Source organism: Citromicrobium bathyomarinum (assembly GCA_001306305.2).
In the GTDB taxonomy this organism is placed as follows: domain Bacteria; phylum Pseudomonadota; class Alphaproteobacteria; order Sphingomonadales; family Sphingomonadaceae; genus Alteriqipengyuania; species Alteriqipengyuania bathyomarina.
This window is the reverse complement of record CP155577.1, coordinates 2,683,303-2,707,434: the sequence shown is the minus strand read 5'-3', so window position 1 is coordinate 2,707,434 and position 24,132 is coordinate 2,683,303. Positions and strand designations below refer to the sequence as shown.

General features: G+C 65.4%; 23 protein-coding genes. 16 read left to right on the top strand and 7 right to left on the bottom strand.

What is annotated here, in order from left to right; translation table 11 throughout:
• Nucleotides 1-18: 18 nt before the first annotated feature.
• From VO57_013445 to VO57_013435, 3 genes are all read right to left on the bottom strand, one after another.
• Nucleotides 19-1,017, bottom strand: coding sequence for an LLM class flavin-dependent oxidoreductase (locus VO57_013445; GenBank protein XBL69125.1), 999 nt, complete (start codon nt 1,015-1,017; stop codon nt 19-21).
• 79 nt (nt 1,018-1,096) lie between these two features.
• Complete coding sequence (locus tag VO57_013440; GenBank protein ID XBL69124.1) at nt 1,097-2,821, bottom strand: ATP-dependent Clp protease proteolytic subunit; 1,725 nt, start codon at nt 2,819-2,821, stop codon at nt 1,097-1,099.
• Nucleotides 2,822-2,857: 36 nt separating this feature from the next.
• Nucleotides 2,858-3,739 carry a neutral zinc metallopeptidase gene (locus tag VO57_013435; GenBank protein XBL69123.1) on the bottom strand — a complete coding sequence of 294 codons (882 nt, stop codon included), beginning with the start codon at nt 3,737-3,739 and terminating at the stop codon, nt 2,858-2,860.
• Nucleotides 3,740-3,873: 134 nt separating this feature from the next.
• Between VO57_013435 and VO57_013430 the strand changes: the two genes are divergently transcribed.
• The 11 genes from VO57_013430 (at nt 3,874) to VO57_013380 (ending at nt 14,179) form a co-directional block, all read left to right on the top strand.
• Entirely contained in the window at nt 3,874-4,632 is a 759-nt protein-coding gene (locus VO57_013430) for a 3-hydroxybutyrate dehydrogenase (GenBank protein XBL69122.1), read from the top strand.
• Nucleotides 4,633-4,658: 26 nt separating this feature from the next.
• Nucleotides 4,659-6,131: a M28 family peptidase gene (locus VO57_013425; GenBank protein XBL69121.1), complete on the top strand. Its 1,473-nt coding sequence runs from the start codon at nt 4,659-4,661 to the stop codon at nt 6,129-6,131.
• A gap of 183 nt (nt 6,132-6,314) precedes the next feature.
• Nucleotides 6,315-6,881, top strand: a complete 567-nt coding sequence (gene rimP, locus VO57_013420) for a ribosome maturation protein RimP (protein ID XBL69120.1) — start codon at nt 6,315-6,317, stop codon at nt 6,879-6,881.
• On the top strand, nt 6,881-8,554 hold the full coding sequence (nusA, locus tag VO57_013415; protein ID XBL69119.1) for a transcription termination factor NusA: 1,674 nt from the start codon (nt 6,881-6,883) through the stop codon (nt 8,552-8,554). The genes rimP and nusA overlap by 1 nt, the downstream gene beginning before the upstream one ends.
• The gene (locus VO57_013410) at nt 8,535-9,242 is read left to right on the top strand and encodes a DUF448 domain-containing protein (protein ID XBL69118.1); all 708 of its coding nucleotides are present in this window, start codon (nt 8,535-8,537) and stop codon (nt 9,240-9,242) included. Before nusA ends, VO57_013410 begins: the two co-directional genes overlap by 20 nt.
• Before the next feature lie 51 nt (nt 9,243-9,293).
• Nucleotides 9,294-11,879, top strand: coding sequence for a translation initiation factor IF-2 (gene infB, locus VO57_013405; protein XBL69117.1), 2,586 nt, complete (start codon nt 9,294-9,296; stop codon nt 11,877-11,879).
• Nucleotides 11,879-12,007, top strand: coding sequence for a hypothetical protein (locus VO57_013400; GenBank protein ID XBL69116.1), 129 nt, complete (start codon nt 11,879-11,881; stop codon nt 12,005-12,007). Before infB ends, VO57_013400 begins: the two co-directional genes overlap by 1 nt.
• A gap of 44 nt (nt 12,008-12,051) precedes the next feature.
• Nucleotides 12,052-12,420: a PaaI family thioesterase gene (locus tag VO57_013395; protein XBL69115.1), complete on the top strand. Its 369-nt coding sequence runs from the start codon at nt 12,052-12,054 to the stop codon at nt 12,418-12,420.
• A complete protein-coding gene (gene rbfA, locus VO57_013390; GenBank protein ID XBL69114.1) occupies nt 12,420-12,833 on the top strand; it encodes a 30S ribosome-binding factor RbfA in 414 nt (137 codons plus the stop codon). The genes VO57_013395 and rbfA overlap by 1 nt, the downstream gene beginning before the upstream one ends.
• A gap of 23 nt (nt 12,834-12,856) precedes the next feature.
• The gene (locus tag VO57_013385; protein XBL69113.1) at nt 12,857-13,456 is read left to right on the top strand and encodes a thymidine kinase; all 600 of its coding nucleotides are present in this window, start codon (nt 12,857-12,859) and stop codon (nt 13,454-13,456) included.
• A gap of 6 nt (nt 13,457-13,462) precedes the next feature.
• Complete coding sequence (locus tag VO57_013380) at nt 13,463-14,179, top strand: site-2 protease family protein (protein XBL69112.1); 717 nt, start codon at nt 13,463-13,465, stop codon at nt 14,177-14,179.
• Here the strand turns inward: VO57_013380 and glpD are convergent.
• On the bottom strand, nt 14,176-15,639 hold the full coding sequence (gene glpD / locus VO57_013375) for a glycerol-3-phosphate dehydrogenase (protein ID XBL69111.1): 1,464 nt from the start codon (nt 15,637-15,639) through the stop codon (nt 14,176-14,178). The two genes, VO57_013380 and glpD, sit on opposite strands and share 4 nt — an antisense overlap.
• A gap of 49 nt (nt 15,640-15,688) precedes the next feature.
• Between glpD and truB the strand changes: the two genes are divergently transcribed.
• The 4 genes from truB (at nt 15,689) to VO57_013355 (ending at nt 20,763) form a co-directional block, all read left to right on the top strand.
• Nucleotides 15,689-16,831 carry a tRNA pseudouridine(55) synthase TruB gene (truB, locus tag VO57_013370; GenBank protein XBL69110.1) on the top strand — a complete coding sequence of 381 codons (1,143 nt, stop codon included), beginning with the start codon at nt 15,689-15,691 and terminating at the stop codon, nt 16,829-16,831.
• Nucleotides 16,832-16,836: 5 nt separating this feature from the next.
• On the top strand, nt 16,837-17,106 hold the full coding sequence (rpsO, locus tag VO57_013365) for a 30S ribosomal protein S15 (protein XBL69109.1): 270 nt from the start codon (nt 16,837-16,839) through the stop codon (nt 17,104-17,106).
• Nucleotides 17,107-17,278: 172 nt separating this feature from the next.
• A complete protein-coding gene (gene pnp, locus VO57_013360; GenBank protein XBL69108.1) occupies nt 17,279-19,588 on the top strand; it encodes a polyribonucleotide nucleotidyltransferase in 2,310 nt (769 codons plus the stop codon).
• A gap of 122 nt (nt 19,589-19,710) precedes the next feature.
• Nucleotides 19,711-20,763, top strand: coding sequence for a histidine kinase dimerization/phosphoacceptor domain -containing protein (locus VO57_013355; GenBank protein XBL69107.1), 1,053 nt, complete (start codon nt 19,711-19,713; stop codon nt 20,761-20,763).
• 76 nt (nt 20,764-20,839) lie between these two features.
• Here the strand turns inward: VO57_013355 and VO57_013350 are convergent, their stop codons facing one another.
• On the bottom strand, nt 20,840-21,943 hold the full coding sequence (locus VO57_013350) for an NAD(P)-dependent alcohol dehydrogenase (protein XBL69106.1): 1,104 nt from the start codon (nt 21,941-21,943) through the stop codon (nt 20,840-20,842).
• 95 nt (nt 21,944-22,038) lie between these two features.
• On the opposite strand from VO57_013350, the gene VO57_013345 reads away from it, so the two are divergent.
• Nucleotides 22,039-22,719 (top strand): spermidine synthase, encoded by a 681-nt coding sequence (locus VO57_013345; GenBank protein XBL69105.1) that lies wholly within the window; start codon nt 22,039-22,041, stop codon nt 22,717-22,719.
• Nucleotides 22,720-22,731: 12 nt separating this feature from the next.
• On the opposite strand, the gene VO57_013340 is transcribed toward VO57_013345, so the two are convergent.
• Nucleotides 22,732-23,262, bottom strand: coding sequence for a DUF1993 domain-containing protein (locus VO57_013340; GenBank protein XBL69104.1), 531 nt, complete (start codon nt 23,260-23,262; stop codon nt 22,732-22,734).
• Between the two features lie 90 nt (nt 23,263-23,352).
• Nucleotides 23,353-24,075 carry a GcrA family cell cycle regulator gene (locus VO57_013335; GenBank protein XBL69103.1) on the bottom strand — a complete coding sequence of 241 codons (723 nt, stop codon included), beginning with the start codon at nt 24,073-24,075 and terminating at the stop codon, nt 23,353-23,355.
• Between the last annotated feature and the right edge of the window lie 57 nt (nt 24,076-24,132).

Sequence of the window (24,132 nt, the reverse complement as noted above, 5' to 3'; positions counted from 1 at the left end):
CGCCCTCTTTTTTCGAGGTCAGGCCGCGGCGGGTTCGCCCGCGAAGGCTTCTGCGGCCAGGGCCAGGCTGCGCTTGCGCGCCTCGTGGTCGTAGATCGACCCGGCGATGATAAGCTCGTCGGCCTGGGTGCGCTCCACGAAGGCGTTCATCTGCTCGCGCACCTGATCGCGCGTGCCGATCGCAGTGGCCGAGAGTACGCCGTCCAGCATCCCCGAAAGCTGCGGCGGCAGGCTCTCGCGATAGCCTTCGACGGGGGGCGGCAACTTGCCCGGCTGGCCGGTCCGCAGGCGTACGAAGCTCTGCTGCATCGAGCTGGCGAGCAGCTGCGCCTCTTCCTCGGTATCGGCGGCGAAGACGTTGTAGCCACAGATCGCATAGGGCTCGCTCAGCACAGCGGACGGCTCGAACCGTTCGCGGTAGATCTTCAGCGCGTCATCCAGCGCCTGCGGCGCGAAGTGGCTGGCAAAGGCGTAGGGCAGGCCCAGCATCGCCGCGACCTGCGCGCCGAACAGGCTGGAGCCGAGGATATAGAGCTGCACGTCGGCACCCGCACCCGGCGTCGCCCTGATCCCGGTGCGCCCGTCATCGGCGAAATAGCTTTGCAGCTCGACCACGTCGCGCGGGAAGGCATCGGGATTGCTGTCGAGATTGCGGCGCAGCGCGGCGGCGACCCGCTGGTCGCTGCCCGGCGCGCGGCCCAGCCCCAGATCGATTCGCCCGGGGAAGAGCGCGTCGAGCGTGCCGAACTGCTCCGCGATCACCAGCGGGGAATGATTGGGCAGCATGATCCCACCCGCGCCGACGCGGATCTTCTCGGTCCCGGCAGCGACATGGCCGATCACCACCGATGTCGCGGCGCTGGCGATCCCTTCCATCCCGTGATGCTCCGCGCACCAGTATCGCTCGAACCCCAGTGCTTCGGCATGGCGTGCCATGTCGACGGCGTTGGCGAGCGAGCGGCGGACGTCGCCACCTTCGGTGACGTGGAGAAGGTCGAGCAGGGAGAGTTTTGTCATGCAACCCAAGATGGCGGCGGGGCAGCGAAATTCAAACCTGCGCCTGCGTAGATTTGCTTTGGGCGCGGACAGCCGATTCTCAGACGACTTCGGCGATCAGCCCCATGGCCTTGGCCTCGCTGGCGGTGATGTGCCAGTCGCCCGGCGCCTTTTCGCGCAGTTCCTGCACGCTGACATTGGACCCTTCGGAGATCGCGCGGAAGTCGTCGTCTTCCTGGTCGATCTCGCGCTGGATCTCGCGCCGGGCATGTTCCAGCTGGCTGGCCACGCTGCGCAGCGATCCGCCCGGCAGCTGGATCGGCTGCGCGCGCTTGTTCTCGGTAATCAGCAGCTTGGTCGCGCGGGTGAGGTAGCGCTGGCCGACCGGAAAGGCGGCCATGAACAGCACACCTGCGGAATATACCGCGGTCTTGCCGAGGAAGATGATCTCGCGCCGCCCGCGATCGCGCAGCAGGCGGATATCCTCGGCCATGCTGCGGGCGATTTCGGGATCGCCGTCCATCGTGGTCAGCGCGATCACGATCGGCCCGCCCGGTTCCTGTTCGGACAGCATCTCGCTGAACTCGGCGTACATCGCGGCGTCCATCGTGCCGTAGAGGCGGATGCCGGGGCTGGCGAGCGACTGGGAGGCGGGCTGGGTTGCCGGATTGCGCGGGTCGGCAGGAATGATCTCGACCTGCTGGCGATGTTCCGGCTGTGGCTCGGGGGGAGGGGGCGAGGGTCGCTCGCTTTCGGAAGTGGAGGGTTCTTCCTCCTGCGTTTCCTCCTCGCCGGACGCCTTGGGAAGCACGGCGGCGACGGCAGGAGCGGCAACGGCGGCAGCGGCAGCCCATTTGCGACCGCCATTCTCGTCGTCGTCGCTGTCACCGTCGCCCTCATCCTCGGAGCGCTGCTCTGCATCGGCATCAGGCGCATCCTGCACCAGCGGTTCATCGCCTGACGGGAGTGGGATAGCGGAGCGGCTCGCGGCAGCCTCAGGCCGGTCTTCCTCGCTGCCGTCCTTATCGCCACCTTCTTCGTCGTCGCGGTCGAAGAAACGGTCCTTGATCGCCATTGCGCCCGCTGCGGTTGCGGCGGCGGCGGCCCCGACACCCGCGACCTTCAGCGCTGTGCCTTGCCAGTCTTCGAGGTCGAACCACTCGTCGTCGTCGTCCTCCTTCGCTTCTGCCGTGACCGGCGTGGCCGAGACCTCCACCGCTTCAGTTGGCACCATCTCCTGCGGCGCAGGGCTGGGCGCGGGTGGCGGTGGCTCGGGCTGAGGGTCATCGTCCCACGTGACCGCGGCGGCGCTCAGTTCCATCGCCTCTTCAAGCTCGGGCTCAGGCTCTGGCGCGGAGGCGCGGGCGGGTTCGTATTTCGGCTCGATCGCGGTGTCTTCGGGCGTGGCGGAGGCGGGCTGGTAGTCGTAGTCCTCCTTTTGCAGCGGCGCTGCGGCAGGTTGGGGGAACTGCTCTTCAGCCTCGCCCGCATTGCGCGCTGGCGCCCGGGCAGGCTCGAAATCGGGCGCGTCGTTGCTGCCTTCGGGCCTGCGATAGACCGCCGGTTCGGGCAGGTCGGTATCGCGCGCCGCGCGGTTGCGGGCGGTCGCGCGAGAGGCCCTTTCGGGCGTGCCCTGATCGGCCTGTGCGCGCTTGCCCTGATAGATTGCAGGCCCGCTCGCCTCGCTATCCTCTTCGCCGTTATTGCCGGTCACCTCGCGCACCAGAGCCATCGCCATGCCGGGAAGGTCGCCGCGCTTCTGCCCGTCGCGTACGATCGTCTGGAGCCGCTGGATCAGCGTGATGAGGTTACGGATGAAGTCCATGGCGTTGTCGGCCTGCCCCCCTTGGCGGAATCGCGCCTAGAACGACTCGGGCGCGAAATAGCGGTCGCAGGTCGTATCATCGCCGCTTCTTATGCCGAGCCGCAATGCCTCCATGCGCTGGGCGCTGGTACCGTGGGTAAAGCTCTCGGGCGAGGCCCTGCCGCCCATGCGTTCCGAAATGGCATCATCCCCGATCGCCGCGGCGGCTTCCATGCCTTCCTCGAAATCGCCCGGCTCGATAAGATCGCTGTTCTTGCCCGCCCACACCCCGGCATAGCAATCGGCCTGCAGCTCCATACGCACCTGAAGCGCATTTGCGTCGCGCGGGGAGCGTTGCTGGAGACTGCGCACCTGCGCGGCGAGCCCGGTCAGATTCTGGATATGATGTCCGTATTCGTGCGCCACCACATAGAGCCGCGCGAAATCGCCGCCTGCACCCAGTTGGCGCTGCATCACATCGTAAAAGCCGGTGTCGAGATAGATGCCGCCATCCGCCGGGCAGTAGAACGGGCCGACTGCAGAGCTTGCGCTGCCGCACCCCTCGGTATTCACGCCGCCACTGAACAGATAGAGGAACGGTTGTTCGAAACCGACATTCGCCTGCGCGAAGACTGGCTCCCATGTCTTATTGAGCGATTGCAGCGCGTTGCACGCCTCGGTCGCGTACTGGCTGCTGCTACACAGCTCTTCCTCGCTCATCTTCCTTTGGGAATTGGCCACCTGACCACCATTGGTCGCCTGGTCGACACTGTCGAAAACCGCGATTGTCTGGCCGAGATCGGTACCGAACAGCAGCGAGACGATCCCGGCGATGATGATCGTGCCGCAGCCCAGCTGACCTGCACCGCCACCGGGGAAGCGGCTGCCACCGCCGCCGCGCACATCGATATTGTCGGTGTTGAATGGATTGAGCCGCATCGCGCTTGTCCCCCTGTCTTCTCCCCGCGCGCATTACGAAGAAAAACCCTTGCAATGTGCGCCTGCCAGCGGAACCACGGCACCCAGGCGGCGATTGGCTCCATACGCAGTGCTTAATACACGAAAGGCTAGCGATGTTCCTCGAAGGTAAGAAGGCTCTTATTACCGGATCGACCTCCGGCATCGGACTGGCAGTCGCACGCGCGCTGCATGCAGAAGGCGCGGCGGTGATCCTCAACGGCTTCGGGGACGAAAGCGAGATCGCGCAGCTGCGCAAGGAACTGGGCGGGGCGGACTATTTCGACAGCGACCTGACCGATGTTGCCGCGATCGAGGCGATGATGGAGCAGGCCGGCGGGGTCGACATTCTGGTCAACAATGCAGGGATGCAGCATGTCAGCCCGGTCGAGGAGTTCCCGGTCGACAAGTGGGACAAGATCATCGCCCTTAACCTGTCTGCGGCGTTCCACACCATCCGGCTGGCGGTGCCGCACATGAAGGAGCGTGGCTGGGGGCGGATCATCAACACCGCCAGCGCGCATTCGCTGGTCGCCTCGCCCTACAAGTCGGCTTACGTGGCGGCCAAGCACGGGATTGCCGGGCTGACCAAGACGGTCGCGCTGGAACTCGCGACCAGTGGAATCACGGTCAACTGCATCAGTCCGGGCTATGTCTGGACGCCGCTGGTCGAGAACCAGATCCCCGACACGATGAAGGCGCGCGGGATGAGCCGCGAGGAAGTGATCGACCAGGTGCTGCTGGCCAAGCAGCCGACCAAGAAGTTCGTCCAGCCGGAAGATATCGGCGAGATGGCGGTGTTCCTGTGCCGCGATTCGATGGCCAACGTGAACGGCGCGAACTGGAGCGTCGATGGCGGCTGGACCGCCGACTAGGTCATGAGATTTGGGGCCACCAGATCATGATCGCCTTTTCGCGCACCATCGCAGTGGGTGCGGCGGCGCTTTCGCTTGCTGCATGCGCAACCGTGCCCGCGCCGCACGCCGGCCCCTCGCTCGATGTGGTGGAGGGGCGGCTGGCGGAGGATATCGGCGCGCTGGCAGCCGATGATTTCGGTGGCCGCTATCCCGGCAGCGAGGGGGAGGCGAAGACGCAGCGCTGGCTGATCCAGCGCTATTCCGAAATCGGCCTGCAGCCGGGTGCGGGCGAGGGCGACTGGACGCAGGATTTCACCCTCGTCCGCCGCCAGCCGTCGGAAGAAGCGGGGTCAAGCACGGCCACGGTCACGCGGGGCTCGCGCAGCGTGTCGCTTTCGCAGGGGCTGATCGCGGTCGATCCCGGCCGGGACGACGCCAACCTTGCCGACGTGCCGATCGTGGGCCTCGATCCCGACTTCGAAGAATTGCAGCCGCGCTCACTGGTCAATCGCGCAGTGCGGGTGCCTGCGGCCGAGCTTCCGCGATTGTTCTCCAAATTCGAGGCTGCAGCGCCCAAGGCGCTTATCGTCACTACGCAGACGGCCGAGGAATATGAGAAGACCGCCGGCCTGATCTCGCGTGGGCGCTGGCGGCTGGGAAGCGATACCTCCGGCCCTGCCGTGCTGCTTCTCTCCCCCCAGGCAAGCGCCGGCCTGAGCGACGCGATCGGCGGGAATGCGAAGCGGCATCCCGATGGCCTTGGCCTGATCGCCTATGACACAATTCTGAAGGCGAGCATCGCGCAGAAGACCGACCGGATCGAGACCGCCAACGTGATCGGCCGCCTGCCGGGCCGGGTTCCGGGCGCAGGCGCGGTGGTGCTGCTGGCGCACTGGGATCATCTGGGCGATGATTGCGGCCCGCCCGATGCGACCGATCGGCTGTGCAATGGCGCGGTCGACAATGCCAGCGGCCTTGCAGTGATGATCGAGGCGGTGCGGATCGCGCTGCGCGACGGCCCGCTCGACCGCGATGTGATCGTTCTCGCCACCAGTTCGGAAGAGCTGGGCCTGCTCGGCGCGAAGGCTTTCGTGGCCGATCCGCCGGTTCCGCTGCCCACGATCGCGGCGGCGTTCAACCTTGACACGATGGCGATCGCACCGCGCGGGACGCCGGTGGTGGTGCTGGGCGCTGGCAAGACCGCACTCGACTACGGTATTTCGGAGGTCGCGCGTGTACAGGGGCGCGAGATAGTCCCTTCGGATCTACAGGATGCCTTTCTGCCCCGGCAGGATGGCTGGGCGCTGCTGGTCGAGGGCGTGCCCGCCGTGCTGGTCTCCAGCGCGCTGGCCGACCGGGCTGATTTCGAAAGCTTCATGGGCAGCGATTATCACCGTGCGAGCGACGCCCCGGCGAGAGGTGTCGAACTGGGCGGTGCGGCGGAAGATACGCTGTTGCATGCGGCGCTGATCCGCTATTTCGCGAGCCTGAAGACCTATCCCGGGGGCGGGGACTAGCGGCGCGTCTTTCCACCGTAGTGCATACCAAGCCGCAAATTAGCATCGAACGGCGTTGCATTTTGCCCGAACTGCGCCTAACTAGCGGCCATCCCGACATTGCTGGCACCGTGTTGGGCCGGGCCGAAAGGCACCGGCGCCAAGCCGCATGGCCATGCAGACCGGAAACGAAACGGAGACCGAATGGCAGATATCGCGCGACTGACACAGATTATCGAGCCCGAGGCGCAGGCCCTGGGATTCGAGCTCGTGCGCGTGAAGATGATGCCGTCCGAAGCCGGCGATGGCACGCAGGCGCTGCAGATCATGGCGGAAGACCCGGCGACCGGGCAGTTGGTGATCGAACAATGCGCCGCGCTGAGCCGCGCCGTCTCCGCCAAGATCGACGCGCTCGAAGAGCAGGGCGACGTGCTGATCGAGGGGGCTTACCACCTCGAAGTCAGTTCGCCCGGGATCGACCGCCCGCTGACCCGCACCAAGGATTTTTCCGACTGGGCAGGGCACGAGGCGAAGATCTCGATGGCCAAGGGCTATGACGGCCAGCGCAACTATCGTGGGAGCCTGAAAGGCATAGAGGGTGACATGGTCACCATCACCGACCGCAAGGCGGGCGACGTCGAACTACCCCGCGACCAGATCCATTCGGCGCAGCTCGTCCTCACCGACGAGCTGATCGCCGCGACCAGACCGCTCGACACCACGGGTGCCGAGGAAGTACAAGAAGACCAACAAGAAAAGGCTGACGACTGATGGCCACTGCCATTTCCGCCAACCGCGCGGAGCTCCTCGCGATCGCCAACTCGGTCGCTTCGGAAAAGATGATCGACAAGTCGATCGTCATCGAAGCGATGGAAGAGGCGATTCAGAAATCGGCCCGTAACCGCTATGGTGCGGAAAACGACATTCGCGCCAAGCTCGACCCGCAGACCGGCGACCTGCGCCTGTGGCGCGTCGTCGAAGTGGTCGAAGAGGTCGAGGACTATTTCAAGCAGGTCGACCTGAAGCAGGCGCAGAAGCTGCAGGACGGCGCCGCCGTGGGCGACTTCATCGTCGACCCGCTGCCGCCGGTCGATCTGGGGCGCATCGACGCGCAGAGCGCCAAGCAGGTGATCTTCCAGAAGGTCCGCGATGCCGAGCGTGAGCGTCAGTACGACGAATTCAAGGATCGCGCGGGCGAGATCATCACCGGCGTCATCAAGTCGGTCGAATTCGGCCACGTGATCGTCAACCTCGGCCGCGCCGAAGGCGTGATCCGTCGCGACCAGCAGATCCCGCGCGAAGCCGCCCGTGTCGGCGAACGTGTCCGCGCGCTGATCAGCAAGGTGGAGCGCAACAACCGCGGTCCGCAGATCTTCCTGACCCGCGCGCATCCCGACTTCATGAAGAAGCTGTTCGCGCAGGAAGTGCCCGAAATCTACGACGGCATCATCGAGATCAAGGCCGCCGCCCGCGACCCGGGCAGCCGCGCCAAGATCGGCGTGATCAGCCACGATTCGAGCATCGACCCGGTCGGCGCCTGCGTCGGCATGAAGGGCAGCCGCGTGCAGGCCGTCGTGCAGGAACTGCAGGGCGAGAAGATCGACATCATCCCGTGGAGCGAGGAAGAGGCGACCTTCATCGTCAACGCGCTCCAGCCTGCCACCGTCAGCCGCGTGGTGCTGGACGAGGATGAAAGCCGCATCGAAGTCGTGGTGCCCGACGATCAGCTTTCGCTGGCGATCGGTCGCCGTGGCCAGAACGTGCGCCTCGCCAGCCAGCTGACCGGCAACCAGATCGACATCATGACCGAGGAAGAAGCCTCGGAAAAGCAGAGCAAGGAATTCGCTGCTCGCTCCAAGATGTTCGAGGAAGAGCTGGACGTCGACGAAACGCTCTCGCAGCTGCTCGTCGCCGAAGGCTTCGCCGAGCTGGAAGAAGTCGCCTACGTCCAGCTGGACGAGCTGGCGATGATCGAAGGCTTCGACGAAGAACTGGCCGAGGAACTGCAGAGCCGCGCGACCGAAGCGCTCGAACGGCAGGAAGCCGCGCACCGCGAGGCGCGCCGCGAACTGGGCGTCGAGGACGCGCTGGCCGACCTGCCGCACCTATCGGAGGCGATGCTTGTCACGCTGGGCAAGGCCGGGCTCAAGACGCTCGACGATGTGGCCGATCTCGCCACCGACGAGCTGATCGCCAAGAAACGCGAAGCTCCGCGTCGCCGCAACAATGCGAACGCCGATGGCCCGCCGATGCGGCGCGACCGTCCGCAGCGCGAGCAGGACAAGGGCGGCGTGCTGGGCGAATACGGCCTGACCGAAGAGCAGGGCAACGAGATCATCATGGCTGCTCGCGCGCACTGGTTCGAAGATGAAGAACCGGCCAAGCCCGCAACCGCATCCGAGGGTGCAGACCAGGAGGCCGCCGATGCGGACTCCGAACAATGAGTCTCTGACGCCGACAACTGAGCGCACGCGCCCCGGCGGGAAATCGCCGGAGCGCAAGTGCATCCTGACCGGACGCCACGGCGAGCGGGACGAACTGATTCGTCTCGCGATCTCACCCGACGGTGACGTGCTGCCCGATCCGCGCGCGCGTGCGCCGGGTCGCGGCGCATGGCTGGGCGTTTCGCGCGACGCGCTTGAAACCGCGATGGAGAAGGGCAAGCTCAAGGGAGCGCTGGCCCGCGCTTTCAAATCCGCGCCTCCCCGCGTGCCCGACGATCTGCCCGCGCAGATCGATGCGGCGTTGCTACGCACCCTGACCGACCGGCTGGGGCTCGAAATGCGCAGCGGACACCTTATCTTGGGGTCCGAACGGATTGCCGAGCATGCGCGCGGCGGAGTGCTGAGTGCGCTCTATCACGCCAGCGATGCAAGTGACGGCGGCACCGCCAAGCTGGACCAAGCGTGGCGTGTGGGGATGGATCGCGAAGGTTCGGGCGAGGGCGGTACGCGCTTGCCACTGGACCGTGCGGCGCTGTCTGTGGCATTGGGCCGCGACAATGTCGTCCATCTGGCGCTCGCCGACGAAGAGGCGGCAAAGCGGGTCGATCAGGCCCTGACGCGCCTGCTGCATTATAGGAATGCGTCTGCGGGTGCCCGCGAAGACGTGAGCGGGGACGGGGCCACCTAGACGGGGGCCTCTCTTTTCGCGACGATGTGACTGAAGGAAGAAACGAGTTTTATGAGCGACGACGAAAACAACACCCGGACCCGCAAACCGCTTGGCCTCAAGCGGAGCGTGGAATCGGGCGAGGTCAAGCAGACCTTCAGCCATGGACGCACCAACAAGGTCGCGGTCGAGGTGAAGCGTCGTCGCAAGATCCTCAAGCCCGGCGAGGCCGCACCGGCTCCGTCGTCCGCCGAAGAAGCGAAAGCGCCTGAGGCAGCGCCCGCGCCTGCTCCGGCCCCCGCTCCTGCGCCTGCGCCTGCGCCCGCTCCCAAGCCCGCGGCGAAGAAGTCTGCGCCCAAGAAGGCCGCGCCCGCCGACGAGACTCCGCAGGAACGCGTCGCCCGGCTTCAGCGCGAGGCCGAGGAAGATCGCCTGCGGATGGCTGAAGAGGCGCGCAAGCGTGACGACCAGAAGGCCCGCCAGGCCGCCGAGGACGAGAAAAAGCGCGCCGAGGAAAACCGCAAGGCGGAAGAAGAAGCTGCCAAGCGGGCCGAGGAAGAAGCCAAGGCTCCGCCGAAAGCGCCCGCAGCCGAGGTCGAGCCGGAAGCTGCGCAGCCCGAAGAGGCCGCCAAGCCCGCGTCCACCGGCAAGGCGGTGCCCGCAGCGCGCAAGTTCACTCCCGTGCAGCGGCCCGAACCCAAGAAGCCCGAGAAAAAGGCCAAGAAGGAAGACAAGCCCGCTCGCGCGGCAGAGCGGCCCGACAAGCGCCGTTCCGGCAAGCTGTCCGTCACCAAGGCGCTCAACGAGGACGAGGGTCGCCGCGCCCGCAGCCTCGCGGCGCTCAAGCGTGCGCGTGAGAAGGAACGCCGGATGCAGGGCGGCGGCTCGTCCAAGCCGCGCGAGAAGCAGGTCCGCGACGTGGTCGTCCCCGAGGCGATCACCGTGCAGGAACTCGCCAACCGCATGGCCGAAAAGGGCGCGGATCTGGTGAAGGAACTGTTCAGCCTGGGCATGGCGGTCACCGTCAACCAGACGATCGACCAGGACACTGCGGAACTGCTGGTCGAGCAGTTCGGCCACAACATCCAGAAGGTCTCCGATGCCGATATCGACATCAAGGCCGAAGAGGATGTCGATCCGGAAGAAAGCCTGAAGCCGCGTCCGCCCGTGGTCACGATCATGGGCCATGTCGATCACGGCAAGACCAGCCTGCTCGATGCGCTGCGCGGCACCAATGTGACCCGCGGCGAGGCCGGTGGCATCACCCAGCATATCGGCAGCTACCAGGTGAAGACGAAGAACGGCGACAAGATCACCTTCCTCGACACGCCTGGCCACGCCGCCTTTACGGAGATGCGTGCACGCGGTGCCAACGTCACCGATATCGTGGTGCTGGTGGTCGCCGCCGACGACGGCATCATGCCGCAGACGGTCGAGGCGATCAGCCACGCCAAGGCCGCCGGCACGCCGATCATCGTCGCCATCAACAAGATGGATAAGGAAGACGCCAACCCCCAGAAGGTGCGCGAGCGCCTGCTGGAACAGGAAGTCATCGTCGAAGCGATGTCGGGCGACGTGCAGGACGTGGAGATTTCCGCGCTCAAGGGCACCGGGCTCGACGAGCTGCTCGAAAAGATCGCCCTGCAGGCCGAGCTGATGGAGCTCAAGGCCAACCCCGATCGCATGGCCGAAGCCACCGTGATCGAGGCGCAGCTGGACAAGGGCCGTGGCCCGGTCGCTTCCGTGCTGGTCACCCGCGGTACGCTCAAGAAGGGCGACGCTCTGGTTGCCGGTACGATGAGCGGACGCGTCCGTGCGATCATCGATGACCAGGGCAAGCAGATCAAGGAAGCCGGGCCTTCGATGCCGGTCGAGGTCCTCGGCCTCGGCGGGGTGCCGAACGCGGGCGACCAGCTGACCGTGGTCGAGAACGAGCAGCGCGCACGCGAAGTCGCCGAATATCGTCAGGACAAGGCGAACGAGCAGCGCACCGCGCTCGCACCGACGAACTTCGACGCGATGTTCGCCGGGCTCGCCAACAAGGCGATCGAATTCCCGCTGCTGGTCCGTGCGGACGTGCAGGGCTCGGTCGAGGCGATCAAGACCGCGCTCACCAACCTCTCGAACGACGACATCAAGGTCCGCATCCTGCACTCGGGCGTGGGCGCGATTACCGAAAACGACGTGACGCTGGCGGCTGCCGGCAATGCGCCGATCATCGGCTTCAACGTGCGTCCCAACGCCAAGGCGCGCCAGCAGATCGAACGCGAAGGCGTGCGGATGATGTATTACGACGTCATCTACCACCTGACCGAAGAGATCGCGAAGGAGATGGCGGGCGAGCTGGGTCCGGAGCGGATCGAGCACGTCGTTGGTCGGGCAGCGGTCAAGGAAGTCTTCAAGTCCGGCAAGAAGGACAAGGCGGCCGGTCTGCTGGTCGAGGAAGGCGTTATCCGCAAGGGTCTCCACGCCCGCCTCACCCGCGACGATGTCATCGTCTCGTCGACCACCATCGCCTCGCTGCGGCGCTTCAAGGACGACGTGGACGAAGTCCGCGCGGGCCTCGAATGCGGCGTGGTGCTCGAAGATACGAACGACATCAAGCCGGGTGACCAGCTCGAAGTCTTCGAAGTCGAGGAGCGTGAACGGACGCTGTGATGGACCTGGTCATCGGTGTCTTCGCTGCGATCATCCTCGCCGGGATCTATTACGAGACCCGGCGAGGCTCCGATGCACTGCACCGGATCGCGAAGGCACTCGAACGGCGAGAAACTGACGAGAAGTGACCGAGTATAGCAAGCACGCCTTCGGCTCACCGCATGCCGATCTGATGGGCACGCAGTTCGACAGTTTCGATAGGGAGCGCGAGGAGATCACCTTGCGCTTCGACGCGCCCGAAAGTTTCGTGACGCAGCGAGGCAGCGTCCAGGGTGGCCTTGTGGCGGGCTTTCTCGACGAGGTGATGGGCTGGGCCCATGTCTGGGCGACCGATCATGTGGAAGCCCCGCTGAGCCTGGAAATCTCAATGAGTTTGCTCAAGCCTGTCCCGGCCGGCCCGCTGGTCGGGAAGGGGCGCGTGGTACGACGGGGGCGCAAGGTTATCTTCCTTGAGGCCGAGTTGTTCGACCTTTCTGGTGCGCTTCTCGCCCGTGCAACCAGCACTGCAATTCCCACCCCGAGACCGACAGGAGATACCTGATGGCCCGCCAGCAATTTTCAGCAGAACAGCAATCTGTCCGCGTCCTCAAGGTGGGCGAGCGGGTGCGGCACATCCTGTCCGAACTGCTCACTCGGGGCGAGGTGCACGACGAGACGCTGAGCGCGCACTCGGTCAGCGTGACCGAGGTGAAGATGACGCCCGACCTCAAGCACGCCAGCGTCTACGTGAAGCCGCTGCTGGGCGAGGACGAGGATGTCGTGGTCAAGGCGCTGCGCACCAACACCGCGTTCTTCCAGCGAGAGGTCGCTAAGCGGCTGGGCCTGAAGTTCGCGCCCAAGCTGCAATTTCGCCCGGACGAGAGCTTCGAGGAAGCCGACCGGATCGAGCGCTTGCTGAACGATCCCAAGGTCGCGCGCGATCTGGACGACGATCCGGGCGACGGGGAGGAGTAGGCGGCCCCGCTGCGACACCGCCGATGGCCAAGCTCTATTTCTACTACGCCAGCATGAATGCGGGGAAGAGCGCGCTGCTCCTGCAGACTGCGTTCAACTATCGTGAGCGGGGCATGGACGTCTCACTGTGGACCGCCGCGGTCGATAATCGCCCGGCGTTCGGCGCGATCAACAGCCGGATCGGCCTGACCAGCGATGCGCACCGCTTCACCCCCGAAACCGATGTCGCCGCGCGCGTGCGTGAGGAGGCGGCGGGGCGCGGTCCGGCCGATCCCAAGCTCGCCTGCGTGCTCGTGGACGAGGCGCAGTTTCTCACCCGCGATCAGGTGTGGCAGCTGGCCCGGCTGACCGACCGGCACGATATCCCGGTGATCTGCTATGGCCTGAGGACCGATTTCCAGGGGCAGCTATGGTCCGGCTCGGCAGCGCTGCTGGGCATTGCCGACAAGCTCGTCGAGATGAAGGCGGTGTGCCACTGCGGACGCAAGGCGACGATGAACCAGCGGGTGGATGATGCCGGCGAGCCGGTGACGCACGGCGCGCAGACCGAGATCGGCGGGAACGAGCGCTACGTTGCGGTGTGCCGGATGCACTTCGTTTCCGACCCCGCCGACCCCAGATAGGCGGGTATGACCGACACCCTCACTTTTGCCGCGCTGCTGATCCCCGCGCTGATCGTCGCGATCGTGTGCCACGAGGTGGCGCATGGCTGGGTCGCGATGCTGCTGGGCGATACCACTGCCTATGATCGCGGGCGGCTGACGCTCAACCCGATCAGGCATGTCGACCCTGTGGGCACGCTGCTGGTGCCGGGCTTTCTCGCGCTGGTCGGCGGGCCGATCTTCGGCTGGGCCAAGCCGGTGCCGGTGGTACGCGGTCGGCTGAACAATCCGCGCTACGGGATGATGCTGGTCGCCGCCGCAGGGCCGCTGACCAATCTGCTGCTCGCGCTGATCGGCGCGGTGCTGTTCGGCCTAAGCGCGCCCGACGGGGCGATGCTTATGGCGAGCGATACGGGCCTGCCGCAGGTCTCCACGCAAGACGGTGCCATCGCGCTGATCCCCAGCGCGCTGTTCTTCTTCATCCTGATCAACGTGTTCCTCGCCTTCTTCAACCTGCTGCCGATCCCGCCGTTCGACGGGTCGCACATCGTCGAAGGCCTGCTGCCGCGCAGCTGGGCGGTGTACTGGAACAAGCTGCAACAGGTCGGGATGATCCTGTTCGTGGTGCTGATCGCGGTGGTGTGGGTGTTTCCCGATACCGGCATCATTTCCAACACCATCGGCCCGCCGGTCGAATGGATGCTGGAGCAATTCCTGCGCCTTGCCGATTGGGTTGCGGGCTAGCTTTCAAACCAGCGAGCAATCGCCTCGCGGCCCGCTTCATCGAGATGGAGGCCCAGCTTGCTGCGCCGCCAAATCACGTCCTCGCCGGTACGGGCGAACTCGACATCGCGCAGGTATCGCAACTCTGCCTCGAACACGCCGGACGCGATTTCTGCGCCAGGATCCGCCGGCGCCGTTTCGCTACCGATAATATCCGCGATCCGGATGCCGTAGGCACGCACGAGCCGCGCAAGGACATGTTCGGGCAGGCCCGACCACGCGCAGGCGGCGACCACTTGTGCATGGCCCCGTACCGGCATGTCTCCGCCCGGCAGAGGTGCGTCGTGTGTCCACGGCTTCCCGCCGACAGCGAGCTTTTCCAGCGCATGCTCGGCGAGCTTGCGAAAGGTGGTGATCTTGCCGCCGAAGATCGACAGGATCGGCGCACCGCCTTCATCATCGACCTCGAACACGTAGTCGCGGGTGACTTCGGAAGCGCTGGCCGCCGCATCCTCGTACAGCGGGCGCACGCCCGAATAGCTCGACACCGCGTCTTCGGGGCGCACCCGCGTGGCGAGATATTCGTTCACCGACGCGCAGATATAGGCGGCCTCGTCCTCGCTGATCGCGACCTCGTTGGGGCCGCCTTCGAACGCCTCGTCGGTGGTGCCCAGCAGGGTGAAGTCCTGTTCGTAGGGGATCGCAAAGCAGATCCGCCCATCGCCGTTCTGGAAGATGTAGCAGTGCGGCCCGTCCCACAGCCTGGGCACGATCAGGTGGCTGCCCTTCACCAGCCGCAGGTGGGCAGGGGTGTTGCGGTGGAGCGCGCGCTGCAACACCTGATCGACCCACGGCCCGGCGGCGTTGGCGACCATCCGCGCGCTGACCTGCGTTTCGCCAGCACCGTCGCGCAGGGTTGCGCGCCACAGGTCGCCATCGCGCGCCAGCCCGGTGCATTCGGTGCGCGTGCGGATATCCGCGCCGCGTTCCTTCGCATCGACCGCGTTGAGCACGACCAGCCGCGAATCCTCGACCCAGCAGTCCGAATATTCGAACCCGCGTTTGAGAAAGGGCTTGAGGATCGCGGCGTGCGGCGGCTCTCGCAGGTTCACGCTCTTCGTCGGCGGAAGCAGCTTTCGCCCGCCAATATGGTCGTACAGGAACAGGCCCAACCGCAGCAGCCAGGCGGGGCGCAGGCCGGAATGGTGTGGCAGCACGAAGCGCATCGGCCAGATGATATGCGGCGCGTTGCGCAGCAGCACCTCGCGTTCCTGCAGGCTCTCGCGCACCAGCCGGAATTCGTAATATTCGAGATAGCGCAGGCCGCCGTGGACCAGCTTGGTGCTGGCGCTGGAGGTGTGCGCGGCAAGATCGTCTTTCTCCACCAGCAGCACCGAGAGGCCGCGGCCCGCAGCATCGCGGGCGATGCCGGCGCCGTTGATGCCGCCACCGATCACGAGAAGGTCGAAAGGCTCACTCATACACCTAAGCAATTGGCCTATCCGGCGCGGTTTGGCTAGGCGGGGTTTCGTGAACGACAAAGACAAGAAGATGCCGCCCTCGGGCTGGATCGTGCTCGACAAGCCGCGCGGAATGTGTTCGACCCAGGGCGTCAGCGCGGTGAAGCGAACCTTGCGCGAAGGTGGCTATGCCAAGACCAAGATCGGCCATGGCGGCACGCTCGACCCGCTGGCCGAAGGCGTGCTGCCGATCGCGCTGGGCGAGGCGACCAAGCTGGCGGGCCGGATGCTCGATGCGACCAAGACTTATATCTTCACGATCCAGTTCGGGGAGGAGACCGACACGCTCGATACGGAGGGCGAGGTTGTGGCGCGCTCGAACCGCTTCCCGCCGCTGGCTGCGGTTGCGGGAGTGCTCGACCGCTTCACCGGCCCGATCGAGCAGGTGCCGCCTGCTTTTTCGGCGCTGAAGGTCGACGGCAAGCGGGCCTACGACCTGGCGAGGGCAGGGGAAGACGTCGAGCTGAAGGCGCGCAAGGTGACGATTCACTCGCTACGCCTTTCCTCTCCCCTGACGGGAGAGGACGGCGAAGCTTGGTCGCAAAACGACCTAGCGCAGCCAGGTGAGGGTGATAGCGCGACGTCCCCCTCACTAACTCCGGCTAGCGAGCAAGCTCACGAGCCTTGGTATCCTCTCCCGCAAGGGGAGAGGAGTGATGGCGCGCTGGAATCCACCTTCCAGACCACCACCGGCCGCCCGGACCCGTTCGATCCGTCCGCCCCGCTCGAAGTTGCCGAGAGCGTGACGCTGGAGGCGACGGTCAGCAAGGGTACCTATATCCGGTCCCTTGCACGGGATATCGCGCTGGCCCTTGGCACGCGGGGGCACGTTACCTACCTGAGAAGAACGCGCGCAGGCCCGTTCGCCGAGGAGCAGGCGATTTCGCTGGACAAACTCAATGAAATCGGTAACGGCGCGCAGCTTCAAGACCTACTCCTGCCGATAGAGGCGGGGCTGGACGACATCCCGGCCCTTTCCCTCGATCCGGAGCAAGCGCAGGCGGCCCGCCAGGGCCGGGTCCTTTCCGGATTGCCCCACGCCGACGGGCTCTATTTCGCGAAATCGGGCAGCGTCCCGGTGGCGCTGGTGGAGATCGAAGGCGGCACGATGAAAATCGTGCGGGGTTTCAATTTTCCAGATGTCGCGGAGTAAAATGAATGTCGGTTACCGCCGAGCGCAAGCAGGAAATCATCAAGGACAACGCCCAGGGCAACAACGACACGGGCAGTCCCGAAGTGCAGGTCGCGATCCTGACCGAACGGATCCGCAACCTGACCGAGCACTTCAAGGATAACCACAAGGACAACCACTCGCGTCGTGGTCTCCTTATGATGGTCAACAAGCGCCGCAACCTGCTCGCATACCTCAAGAAGAAGGATGTCGAGCGGTACAACGCGCTGATCCAGAAGCTGGGTCTTCGCAAATAAGAGTTTTCCGGAGGGGCGGCTCGGTAAGGGCTGCCCCTTCGTCTATCCGCGCACGTGCAATCCGGCACGACGCGGGAAATGGGGCGTAGAATAGCCCCGCACCGGACCGGGACGGTATCCCCGGCAGTAGGCCCCGCCGTGCAATAAGGCTGGCGGGTCAAAAGGATAATCAATGTTCGATACGAAAACAGTCAGTCTGGAGTGGGGCGGAAAGACCCTCACTCTGGAAACCGGTCGCATTGCCCGTCAGGCCGACGGCGCCGTGCTGGCCACCTATGGCGAAACCGTGGTGCTGTGCGCCGTGACCGCCGCCAAGAAGGTGAAGGAAGGGCAGGATTTCTTCCCCCTTACCGTCAACTATCAGGAAAAGTTCTCGGCCGCCGGGCGCATCCCGGGCGGCTTCTTCAAGCGTGAAGCGCGTCCGACCGAAAAGGAAACGCTGGTTTCGCGCCTGATCGACCGCCCTGTGCGGCCGCTGTTCCCCGAAGGTTTCTATAACGAAATCAACGTGATCGCGCAGGTCCTCAGCTTCGATGGCGAGACCGAGCCCGATATCGTTGCGATGATCGCTGCCTCGGCTGCGCTGACCATCAGCGGCGTGCCCTTCATGGGCCCGATCGCGTCGGCACGCGTCGGCTTCCGCAATGGCGAGTACGAGCTGAACCCGACCCAGAGCGCCGCTCTGGACGACGAAGGTCGCCTCGACCTGGTCGTCGCCGCGACCAACGACGCGGTGATGATGGTCGAATCCGAAGCCAAGGAACTGACCGAGGAAGAAATGCTCGGCGCGGTCATGTTTGCGCATGACGAATGCCGCAAGGTCATCGGTGCGATCATCGAGCTGGCCGAGCAGGCCGCCAAGGATCCGTGGGAACTCGCCTCGGGCGACGATCACGCCGATATGAAGTCCGCGATCAAGCAGATGATCGGCGACGACATCGCCAAGGCTTACAAGCTGACCGACAAGTCCGCCCGTTCGGACGCGCTCAACGAAGCGCGCGAGAAGGTGAAGGCGCACTATTCGAGCGAAGAGTTCGACGGCCAGCAGAAGATGACCGCGATCAAGCTGGTCAAGAAGCTGGAAAGCGAGATCGTTCGCGGTGCCATCCTCAAGGACGGCCAGCGGATCGACGGGCGCAAGCTCGACGAGGTTCGCCCGATCGAAGCGATCGTGGGCCTGCTGCCCCGCACGCACGGTTCCTCGCTGTTCACGCGCGGTGAGACGCAGGCGATCTGCACCACCACGCTGGGCACCAAGGATGCCGAGCAGATGATCGACGGGCTGGAAGGCCTTTCGTACAACCACTTCATGCTGCACTATAACTTCCCGCCCTATTCGGTCGGCGAAGTGGGTCGCTTCGGCTTCACCGGCCGTCGCGAGATCGGCCACGGCAAGCTCGCATGGCGCGCGCTGCACCCCGTGCTGCCGAGCCATGAAGACTTCCCCTACACCATCCGCGTGCTGTCCGACATCACCGAGTCCAACGGCTCGTCCTCGATGGCGACGGTCTGCGGTGGCTGCCTGTCCATGATGGACGCGGGCGTTCCGATCGAGCGTCCGGTCTCGGGCATCGCGATGGGCCTGATCCTCGAAGGCGACGACTTCGCCGTCCTGTCGGACATCCTGGGTGACGAAGATCACCTCGGCGACATGGACTTCAAGGTCGCCGGTTCGGAAAGCGGCATCACCTCGCTGCAGATGGACATCAAGGTTGCCGGCATCACGCAGGAAATCATGGCCAAGGCGCTCGAGCAGGCGAAGGCCGGCCGCGCGCACATCCTTGGCGAAATGACCAAGGCGCTGGGCTCGGCGCGTACGGGCGTCTCCAAGCACGCTCCGCGCATCGAGACGATGCAGATCGACAAGTCGAAGATCCGCGACGTCATCGGCACGGGCGGCAAGGTGATCCGTGAGATCGTTGCCGAAACCGGTGCCAAGGTCGACATCGACGACGAAGGCGTGATCAAGATCTCGTCGAGCAATGCCGACGAAATCGAAGCCGCGCGTAAGTGGATCGAAGGCATCGTCGAGGAAGCCGAAGTCGGTAAGATCTACACCGGCAAGGTCGTCAACATCGTCGACTTCGGTGCGTTCGTGAACTTCATGGGTGGCAAGGACGGCCTCGTCCACGTCTCCGAAATGAAGAACGAGCGGGTCGAGAAGCCGACCGACGTCGTCTCCGAAGGCCAGGAAGTGAAGGTCAAGGTCCTCGAGATCGACAACCGCGGCAAGGTCCGCCTGTCGATGCGCGTCGTCGATCAGGAAACCGGCGAAGAGCTCGAAGACACCCGTCCGCCGCGCGAAAAGCGCGAAGGCGGCGGTGATCGTGGCCCTCGTGGTGACCGTGGCGGCGATCGTCGCGGTGGCCGTGGCGGCCGTGGCGGCGGCGGTGGTCGCGGCCGTGGCGGCGACAAGGGCGGCGATAACGGCGGTGGCGACGGCCCCGCGCACATGCCTGCCTTCCTGCGCGACGACGACTAAGTCTCTCGCCAGAGAATATAGAAAAGGCTGCGGGAGCATTGCTTCCGCAGCCTTTTTTCTTTGCGCCCGACTTGAAGCGCTGGCATTTGCCGGAGGTGTCGCACGTCGTCCCAGAAGAATCGATGAACCCGAAATCACCCGGCGCGGCGCGCCGTTTCGTCTCTCGTCTGCCGCTCGCGCGCAATCGCCCGTGGATCGGCTATGGCGTCGCCTTGCTGTTGACCTTCGCCGCTTGGGCGATCCGATACGTCATCGGCGACGGGCTGCCGCCCGGCTTCCCCTATCTCACCTTTTTCCCCGCCGTCATCGTCACCGCATTCTTTTTCGGAGTGGGGCCGGGGACGGTGTGCGCCGTGCTGTGCGGGCTGCTGGCGTGGTTCTTCTTCATCGCGCCTTTCGGCAGTTTCGAACTGCACTTCAACTCCGCGCTCGCGCTGGGCTTCTACATCTTCATCGTTTCGGTCGACATCGCGCTGATCCACTGGATGCAGGTCGCCAATCGCGATCTCGATGCGGAGCGCTGCCGCAGCATCGCGCTGAAGGACAATACCGAGGTGCTTTTCAGGGAGTTGCAGCACCGCGTCGGCAACAACCTGCAGATGGTCGGTTCGCTCATCTCGCTGCAGAAGAACCGGATGACCGACGAGGGCGCGCGGGCGGCACTGGACGAGGCATCGCGGCGGCTGGGCCTCGTCGGGCGCATCCAGCGCCAGCTTTACGATCCTGCGGGCGCACAGGTGAGCCTGGCGGCCTATATCGACCAGATCTGCCGCGATGTGATCGCGGCGTCCGGCCGCACCGGGCTGGGATATGAATTCATCGCCAATGCGGACACCGTGCTGCCGCCGGACAAGGCGATCCCCACCGCGCTGGTCGTCGCTGAAGCGCTCAACAATGCCATCGAGCACGGCTTCGGATCGCGCGAGGGTGGGCTGATCGTGGTGACGGTCGCGCCCTTCGAAGGCGGCACCGAGGTGATCGTGGCGGATGACGGGGTGGGGCTGCCCGAAGGCTTCGACCTGGCGCGTGCCGAAAGTCTGGGGCTGAAGATCGCACGCACGCTGGCGCAATCGCTCGGCGGGCGTTTCACCATGGCCGCAGCGCCCGTGGGCCCGGGCACGGTCGCGCGGCTGGAGATCGACGCGCCGCTCGGCGGCGTGGCCTCAGCCGCCTGACGCACATACGCACAGGACCGCGAAGGCTTTTGCCCCCGCGGCCCGTGCCAGTTGCGAACCGCCGTCCGTCGCCCGATCAGCCCATTTCGAGGATCGGCTTGAACACCTTGCCGTCATGCAGGTCGGCGACCGCTTCGTTGATCTTGTCGAACGGGTAGCGCTTCACCAGCCTGTCGAACGGGAACTGCCCCTTCTGGTAGAGATCGACCAAGGTCGGGATGAACTGCTTCACCTTGGAATCGCCCTCCACGCAGCCGACGATCTTGCGGCCCGAGAGAATCTGTTCGTTGGCGTCGAACGAATATTCCGTGCCTGCGGGCGGCGCGCCGACGACCACCATCGTCCCGCGCTGGGCGAGCGATTCCCACGCGCCGCGTGCTGCCGTCGCGTTGCCGCTGCATTCGATCGCGTAATCCGCGCCTTCGCCGGTGATCTTGCGAACCTGTTCGGCGACATCGGTATCCTTGGTCACGTGGACCGTATCGGTCGCGCCCAGTTCCTTCGCCATCTTCAGCCGGTCCTCGTTCGTATCGACCGCGATGATCGGTGAGCATCCGGCTACCTTCGCGCCCATCACGGCCGCCATGCCGACACTGCCGACGCCGGAGACCAGCAGGCTCGATCCTGCCTTGGGCTGAGCGGTCCGCATCACAGCGCCCGCACCGGTCTGGATGCCGCAGCCCAGCGGGCCGAGCAGCGAGATGTCCACGTCAGCGTCGATCTTCACCACGTTGCGCTCGTGCGCGATCGAGTAAGTGGCGAAGCTCGACTGCTGGAAGAACGCGGCGTTTGGCCCGTCGGCGAACACCGGCGCATCGTCGCCCTGTCGCTTGTTCAAAAAGTTGAGCGGGTTGAAGTCGGCACAATAGGCAGGATCGCCCTCCTGGCAGGGGCGGCAATGGCCGCACGATCCGTAGGAGAGGACGACGTGGTCGCCCTTCGCGATATCGGTCACATGCGATCCTGTCGCGACGACCTTGCCTGCGCCTTCATGGCCGAGGACGACGGGGTAGTTGGTCGGCAGGTCGCCCGCCTGCACCGCGAGGTCGGTGTGGCACACGCCGGTCGCGACAAGCTCGATCAACACCTCGTGCGGGCCGGGATCGGCGATCTCGCGCTCCTCGATGGCGAAATCGGCTCCGGCGTCGGAGACGACGGCGATGCGGGCGGTGGTGGTCATTGGAATTCTCCTTCGGGGGTTGTCTCGATAACTTTTCCCGACGGGTCCGTGTTCCGGCCTATCGCCCGCGCGCGGTAGCGTTTATCGCAACGCCCATGCTGCCACGAGAAACAATAGCCACTGCCCAGATCCCCGGCGGGGAGACGCTGACCCTCGTCAGCCACGGGCGCGACTTCATCATCATGCTCGGCCGGGACGAGCTGATGGGCACCCGGATGCAGTTTTCCGAGGAACAGCTCGCGGTGCTTACGCTGGCCGAGCTGGAGGCAAGCAAGCCGCGCATCCTGATCGGCGGATTCGGAATGGGCTTTACCTACCGCGCTGCGCTCGCGCACCTGCCGGCGGGCGGCAGCGTGACCGTGGCCGAGCTCGTGCCCGAAATTCTCGAATGGGCGCGCGGACCGCTTGCGCATCTGAGCGCAGAGAGCCTCGACGATCCGCGCGGGGAGGTGATCCTGTGCAATGTCGAGGCCCTGATCGACGATGCCAATGACGGCACTAGCCCCAAGTACGATGCGATCCTGCTCGACGTCGACAATGGCCCCGACGGGATCGTGGTCGACAGCAATTTCCGGCTCTACACGCGCACCGGCATCGCCAAGGCGAAGGATGCGCTCAACCCCGGCGGGATCATGGCGGTGTGGTCCGCCGCGCCCGACCACAAATTCACCACACGGCTGAAGGATGGCGGGTTCGAGGTCGAGGTGCGCGAAGTGCGCGCGCGGCCCAACAACAAGGGGCCACGCCACACGATCTGGTTTGCGCGAAAGCGCTAGGCGGGTTCTCTATCAGCCCGGCTGCCTGATCCGCAATGCGCCCAGATAGTCACGTTTCCCGATCTCCACGCCCTGCATCCGCAGGATGTCGTAAGCGGTCGCCGAATGGAAATAGACGTTCGGATTGGAGAAGCTGAGCAGGAAATCCTGCACCGTGAAGTCGAGCCGGAACTTGTCGCCGACGGTGAACACCATGTCGTTTCCGGCGATCTGGTCAAGCTCGTCCTCGCTCGCCTGCTCGCAGGTTTTGCGCGCCGTCGCGATCATCTCGCGCAGGGACGCGAAATCCTCCGGGTAGGGGTTCATGTCGGGCGAGAAGTGCCCTTCGTGCACCGCCGTGAGCGCGAGGTGCGTATGCGTCCAGCAGCTTTTGAGCTGGTAGGCCAGCGGCAGCATGTCGTCGATCAGGCGCGTCTCCAGAAGCTCCTTCTCGCCTGCCTTGCCGTCCGCGACGTAGCCCTCGGCCTTGTCGAGCAGACCGTCGACCGCGCCGAGCACCTGCAGCCAGTTGGGAATGATCGCCTGATGAAGCGATAGGGCCATGTGTGTTTCCTCCTGTTCGACGCGAAACAGCCCGGCTTTCGCTGGTCGAAAGCCGGGCTGTAGAAATCTGATACTAATGCGCGGCCTTCATTAGCGAACGCGCGGGCCGCCATAGGGCAGCGGCGGCGGGGGCCGGCGGCTGCCGCGCGGCAGCTGCGCCTGATAGGCCCGGCCGCAATGCTCGACGCAATAGGGGAAGCCGGGGTTCACCGCTTCGCCGCAGAAGTGGAAATCGGGTTCGCCCGGGTGGCCCATCGGCCAGCGGCACACCTTGTCGCTGAGATCGAGCAGGCTGGTCTTGTCCGCGATCGACGGATCGGGCTTGGCCGGAACCAGCCGGCGCGGCGGTGCGGGCGGGATCGGCGGCTGCTGGTCGCCGGGGCCCTGCCGCAGGAAACCGCCCGGGCCGACCGAAACGACTCGCGGCATGTTGGAGCGCGGCGCGGCCTGCTCTGTCGAAGCTGCGGGTGCCGCAGGGCCTTGCGCCGGTGCGGGGGCGGGGGCGGGGGCTGGCGAGGGCGCGGGCGCCTTCGCCACCGCGGGGGCGGGCTTTGGTGCCGCAGGCTTGGGCGCTGCAGCAGGTGTGGGCGCGGGAGCCGCCTTCTTCTTGGGCGCAGGCTTGGCCTTGCTTGCAGGGGCCTTCTTTTCCGCGGATTTGACCGGGGACGGGCGCGATTTCAGCCCCAGGCGGTGCGCCTTGCCGATCACCGCATTGCGCGAAACCTCGCCCAGTTCCTTGGCGATCTCGGTCGCGGTAGAGCCGCCTTCCCACATGCGCTTGAGGGTCGCGGTGCGCTCTTCAGTCCAACTCATCGAAAATCCATCTGCTTTGTGCCCAGACAGGCAACTTAGGTATCCGGGCCGTGGGTT